This window comes from uncultured Corynebacterium sp. (genome assembly GCF_902489365.1).
In the GTDB taxonomy this organism is placed as follows: Bacteria; Actinomycetota; Actinomycetes; order Mycobacteriales; family Mycobacteriaceae; genus Corynebacterium.
The window spans coordinates 1-5,745 of sequence record NZ_CABTZR010000111.1; the positions used below are offsets into that span (position 1 = coordinate 1).

Below are 5,745 nucleotides of genomic sequence, written 5' to 3' on the forward strand. Positions count from 1 at the left end.
CCCACCAGGGAGTTTCGGGATCGAGGTCTGGGGCTTTAGCCCTGCGTACCGCTCGCCGCGCGCGATCCATGTCAATGCGCTAAAAGTAAGCCATGAACAACCAAAGAATCTTCCACTTCATCGACACCCACATGGTCGATCTGCGCGCACTCAGCAACGACGATCCCCGATGGGGCAAAATTCACGCAAGGAAATTCCATAAGCTCGCGTGGTGCTATGCCATTCCCCTGCACCGATGGCTGCACCTAAAACCCTGGGAGCGAGAAACCGCAGAGGTTTATGCCCATGCGCGTGCCGCACCGCGCGCAACTCTCCTGGGCAAAGCGGCTGCTCGCATCCACGGCATTCCCATTCTCACCACCCCTCCCGAGTATTTCGCGACAGTCCCTTCAAACTCCGTTCCCCAAAGATCCAAGCGCCAATACTTCCGTTACAAGCAAACGAAACTCAACAATCAAGTCACAGAAGTCCACGGGATCCGGGTTACGTCCCTGGCACGCACAGCGATCGACATTGCGCGCTTCGATGGCTTCGTCGAAGGTCTCGTCGCCGCAGACTATGTACGGTCACGCCGGGTTTCAAAGGACACCCTCAACTGGGTACTCGGCGACATGGGCCGTGTGAAAGGAGTCGCGGATGCACGTCGGGCCGTGGAACATAGTGTCAACAGCTCCGAATCTCCCTGGGAGTCCTACGCGCGTGCCCTTATCCTAGACGCGGGCCTTCCCGCGGTTCGCAGCCTGCGCGCCCAATACCGAGTCAATCAGTACTACGCCGACCTCGCGATCAATGACTGGCTGCTCATTGAAATTGACGGCAATGTGAAATACGAAAACGAGCTGGAAGAGGTAATTCGAGCCGAACACCAACGCCAAAAGGCGCTCCTCAACCAGGGGTTTGTCGTCTTACGCTTCTCTCCCCAAGAGTTGCGCGACGCTCCAAAAGACTTCATCAACACCATCGCGCGGCACTTAGCTGCTGGCCCCCGAAACTTCCGCTAGATCCCCAGACCTCGATCCCGCAACATGCAGGTGGGCGTCGCCAAGCGCTTGCCGACGCCCACCACCCACCAGGGAGTTTCGGGATCGAGGTCTGGGGGTTTGCGGTTATGGAAGTCCAAGCCGAGCTACCACAGCGCAAAGAAGGCAACCGCCCCGAGGAGCATCGTGCCCAGCGCAACTGCGGCGAGCGCCGGAGCTCCGGGCAGGGCGGGCGATTGGGCTCGAGCCAGGATCTCGTCAGCATGGCGGAGCTTGGCGGTGGCCAACCATAGCACCACGGCCACCACTACCCCGACAATCAGAGCCGCCCATGACGCAACGGAACGCACGACGAGCAAACCGGCAACAAGACCTGCGAGCCCCGTGCGCTGCCAGGCTAAGCGGGTGCGCTCGGGTTGGAGGCCGGGATCAAAAAGCTCGCTCACGCTAGCAACTCGCCCACCAGAATCATCAGGCCGATGATGATCACCACGCCAACAATCAACGCCAACGCCGGGCTAGCCGGGAGCGGACGCCCATGGCGCATCGCGCGCTCGGAGGCACCCCAGTGAAACCACGCCACCGCCGGCAGAATGATGGCCACGAGCAGCATGATGACGGAGACCACGCGAGTCAGCGTGGTGTTCAGCGGCAGATCGAAGGTCTCCAAAGCCACACCACCGGCGATAAAGGCCAAGGACGTGCGAATCCACGCCAAAAAGGTGCGCTCATTAGCCATGCTGAAGCGCGGGTCGGGTTCCTCCCCTGTTCCATACACCGAGCCCGGAAAACGTGCCTTCGTCATAGGCGCTACTGTAGCGCCCCGCTCCTCACTCCACAGTGCGCGGCACCCCAGGCGCCGTGTCTAGGACTGCGAGAAGGCCTCAAGATCTGCGGGGCTACCGGCGACGACGATGAGGTCGCGGTGGGTGAGCTCGGTGCCGTCGACAAGCGGGCGCCATTGGCCGGGCCCCTCACAGCGTGAGATGAGCTGAACGTTGTGCTCTTCCCACACCTGGTGGAGGTTGAGCGGGCCCTTGCTTATCGACGCCGGCGGGGTCATCGCCGTCACGCCATAGTCGGTGGCGATCTCCGCAAAGTCCTCGAAGCGCCCGCCCAACAGGTGCGCCACGCGGCGGCCCGTATCGCGCTCCGGGCGGATCACGTGGTGCACTCCGAGTTGGCGCAGGATACGGGCGTGCGCATCCGAATCTGCCTTGGCCCAGATATCGCCTACCCCCAGTTCCACCAAGTTCGAGGCGGTGAGGATGGAATCCTCCAGATCGGAACCGATGGCCACGACCACGCGCTCTACTTCATCAACACCCAGCTGGCGGAGGGCCTCGGCGTCGGTAGTATCCGCTGTCACGGCCTCGGTGAGGTACGCGGCATATTCGCGTACGTGCTTTTCCTCGGCATCGATACCAAGAACCTCCACTCCGTGCTCCATCAGCTCGCGAGCCAGGGAAGAACCGAACCGCCCCATGCCAATGACGACGACCGGCGGGATGTTGATGGACGTCTTCTCACGCCGCAGGGCGCTGAACATGTTAGCCAATGAACGGCCTTTCTTCTGGGTAACGGTAGCGCAGGCTAATAGTCCGGGCGGCCAGTGCCGCCACGAAGGTGGTGGGGCCTACGCGGCCAACGTACATGATGAGGCACAGCATGAGCTGTGATGGTGCGGACAAACTTGCGGTAATACCCGTGGACAAACCCACGGTGGCGAAGGCGGACATGACTTCGAAAGTGACCTGGTCCGCGGTGAACTCGGGGTCCCAGATGCGCAGCGTTGCCACACCTACGGCAACGACGATCATTCCGGCGGCGGTCAGCGCGAGGGCCTGACGGAAGGTGGACAGCGGCAGGCGACGGTGCCCGATGGAGGTGTCTTCCCGGCCCAAGAATTCCGAGATCATCGCTGCGCCCAGAACGCATGTGGTGGTGACCTTGATGCCGCCCGCTGTACCGGCGGAGCCGCCGCCGATAAACATCAAGATGTCCGTGACCATCAGCGTCAACGGGTGCGCCTCACCGTAATCGATGGCGTTAAAACCTGCCGTTCGGGGCGAAGCGCTCATGAAGAAGGCATTGATGATCTTCTGCCCCAACGGCATCCCGTGCAGTACACCGGACCCCTCAGAGAGGAAGAAGACAACGGTGCCACTAAGCAACAAAAACGCTGTGGCGCCCAGCGTCATCCGGGCGGTCATGGACATGCGGTGAATGCGCGGTGTACCACCACGCCAGCGCGTTAGCCGCGCGCGGGCCCGTCGCACGAACTCCGCCAGCATGGGATAGCCTAAGCCACCCGTAATCAGGGCGAAGGCGAGGGGCAGCAGGATCCAACCATCAGCGGCAAAGGAAACGACGCTATCGGAATAGGTACTGAACCCGGCGTTGTTGAAGGCCGAAATAGCGTGGAAAACTCCTTCCCACACCGCGCGCCCTGGTGCCACGCCGTGTTCGGTGGCTAGGCGCACACCAATGAACACGGCAACTGTGGCCTCACAGATCAGGGTCATAACCAAGGTGAGCAAAAGAGCGCGGCGAATGCCACCAGAAGCCACAGCACGGCCCTCCGCAGCAATAGTTCGGCGAGCTTTGAAGCTGATTCGGCCGGTCAACAGCATGCCAGATAGCGAAGCCAAACTCATGATGCCGAGGCCACCCAGCTGGATGAGCGTAATAATGACCACTTGGCCAAAGGGCGTCCAGTAAGTTCCGGTGTCCTCCACCACGAGACCCGTCAAAGAGACCGCTGAGGTTGCCGTAAAGAACGCAGGCAGGAACGGAGTCCACTGCGGAACGTTGGCGGAAATCGGCAGCATAAGAAGCACCGTTCCCGCGAGGATAAGCAGAATAAAGCCCGCGGCGGTGAGCCGAGCTGGGCCCAGGAAATGACCGCGTTTCACAGCGTTTCAGCTTACCGCTGGGTGCCGTTTCACGGGACCCCACTAACCTGTGAGTATCTCCAGAGTTTTATGTAAATAGCATCGGCTGCACCGTGAAGTAAGCACTACATCAGCTTGGTCTTCTCCAAGGTCTCCACCCAGCCGTTGGTGAACTTCTCCAACGGCTTGTGGAAGACCACGCCCAGAACCAGCATCGGTACGGCAAAAAGCAGCAGGCACAACAACGCTAGCCAGTAATCCCCGTGGTAAGTTCCGGCGATGGCCGCGCGGAAGGCGCGGATGGTGTAGGTCGCGGGCAGCCACGGACTAATGTTCTGGAACCATTCCGGGAGTACCTGCAAGGGGTAGGCACCACCCGACGACGACACCTGGATCACCAACATGAGCACCGCTAGCGCCTTGCCCGCGTTGGCGAAAGACACCACGAACGTATAACAAATCAACATGAAGATGAGCGAGCTGACCCAGCCCGCCAACAGCATGAGGATCGGGTGCGCGGGCTCAATGCCCACGAAGAAGATGAGGCCCAGAATCAGCATTGTCGACTGCACGAGGCCAACCGCCGCGAAAATACCGAAGCGACCGAAGAAGCGCTGCATCGGCGAATATGTATCCTTATCCGCTACATCCGTGCGCACGCTCACCGCAGTCAGCAGCGCACCCACCCACAGCGCCAGCGCCGTGTACATCGGCGTCATGCCGGCGCCGAAGCTCTTGACCGGGTAGACCGCTTGCCTGTCGACGTCCACCGGCGCTGCAATCGCACGCGCCAAAGCATCCGGATCGGAACCAATGAGATCCGCCAACTTCTTCAAGTCACCGGACGCCGCAGCGGAGTCGATGTCTTTCTTCAGGTCAGCGAACTTGTTGGCCTTGTCCTGCAAGCCGGAGGCGAGGTTCTGCACCGCATCCCGAGCATCCGTCAAGGAAGAGGAATCAATGGTGACGGGGGCCTGCGCGGTATCCAGATCCGCGCTGACCTGGCCCAGGGAATCCTGCAGCGCGCGCAAGGATTCACGCAGACCGGAGGTGGAGATTCCCTCCACTGCCTTCTTGGCATCATCGAGGCTGGAGAGATCCGGCTTCGTGGGTTCGGGAGCGTTCGCGGCCGCCGTGAGGCGCGCGTGGAGAGTGCGCTCCGCGTCGATGGCCTCCTCGATACGGCTGAGCGCCTTCTCCTTATCCCCGGCAGGAAGCGGCAGGGCCTCAATGTGGCCGTGCAGGTTCTGATACTGGGCAATCGTGCCTTCTACCTGGCCGGCCAAGGTATTGAGCGTGGCGACACGGTCGGCGCGGGAGGCGGAGGCGTCGTCGTAAAGCGCATCAATGCGTTGGCGCACCACGTCATAACTAGCGCTGGTGGCATCGAGGGATTGCTGCAAGGCGTCCGTGGAAACGTTGAGCGAGGAGGACTGGACCTCCGGCAGCTCCAGGTCCGCCGAGTCCGCAATGCGCTGGGCGCTTTCCATGAGCGGAACCGCGGTATCCACGAGGCCAGCGAGGGAACGCGCGGTACGGGCAGCCATATCGAGCTGGGTCTGCACACCATCCGCGCGCGCCTGCATCCGGTCCAACACGGCCTTGGTATCGCCCTTGCTCAAGAAGTCCGAGAGCGAGGTGACCAGATCGAAGGACACGTCACCGACCGTCGTGGTGAAGGCCTCGGCCACCTGGGCCGACACACCCTCAGCACCTTGACCAGTGATCTTCGGAGCCAGCGCGTTCTTCTTCTCATTCATGTAGAAGGACAAATCCGCGGGCTGGGACCCATCCGTGTAGAAGTTCATCATGTCGGCACTGAAATCTTCCGGGAGCACGATGGCTGCGTAATACTCACCGGACTTGGTACC

The 5,745-nt window shown here is 61.3% G+C and carries 6 protein-coding genes; 1 reads left to right on the forward strand and 5 read right to left on the reverse strand.

The window, feature by feature from the left end; translation table 11 throughout:
- Window positions 1–92: 92 nt before the first annotated feature.
- The gene (locus RDN59_RS11125; RefSeq protein WP_308607901.1) at window positions 93–1,001 is read left to right on the forward strand and encodes a DUF559 domain-containing protein; all 909 of its coding nucleotides are present in this window, start codon (window positions 93–95) and stop codon (window positions 999–1,001) included.
- Between the two features lie 125 nt (window positions 1,002–1,126).
- Here the strand turns inward: RDN59_RS11125 and RDN59_RS11130 are convergent, their stop codons facing one another.
- The 5 genes from RDN59_RS11130 to RDN59_RS11150 form a co-directional block, all read right to left on the reverse strand.
- The gene (locus tag RDN59_RS11130) at window positions 1,127–1,426 is read right to left on the reverse strand and encodes a DUF202 domain-containing protein (protein ID WP_308607902.1); all 300 of its coding nucleotides are present in this window, start codon (window positions 1,424–1,426) and stop codon (window positions 1,127–1,129) included.
- The gene (locus tag RDN59_RS11135; RefSeq protein ID WP_308607903.1) at window positions 1,423–1,785 is read right to left on the reverse strand and encodes a DUF202 domain-containing protein; all 363 of its coding nucleotides are present in this window, start codon (window positions 1,783–1,785) and stop codon (window positions 1,423–1,425) included. The genes RDN59_RS11130 and RDN59_RS11135 overlap by 4 nt, the downstream gene beginning before the upstream one ends.
- A gap of 60 nt (window positions 1,786–1,845) precedes the next feature.
- Window positions 1,846–2,529: a TrkA family potassium uptake protein gene (locus tag RDN59_RS11140; protein WP_308607904.1), complete on the reverse strand. Its 684-nt coding sequence runs from the start codon at window positions 2,527–2,529 to the stop codon at window positions 1,846–1,848.
- A 1-nt stretch (window position 2,530) separates the two neighbouring features.
- Entirely contained in the window at window positions 2,531–3,895 is a 1,365-nt protein-coding gene (locus RDN59_RS11145; protein ID WP_308607905.1) for a potassium transporter TrkG, read from the reverse strand.
- Window positions 3,896–3,999: 104 nt separating this feature from the next.
- The coding region (locus RDN59_RS11150; protein WP_308607906.1) for a YhgE/Pip domain-containing protein at window positions 4,000–5,745 on the reverse strand (1,746 nt) is incomplete at its 5' end.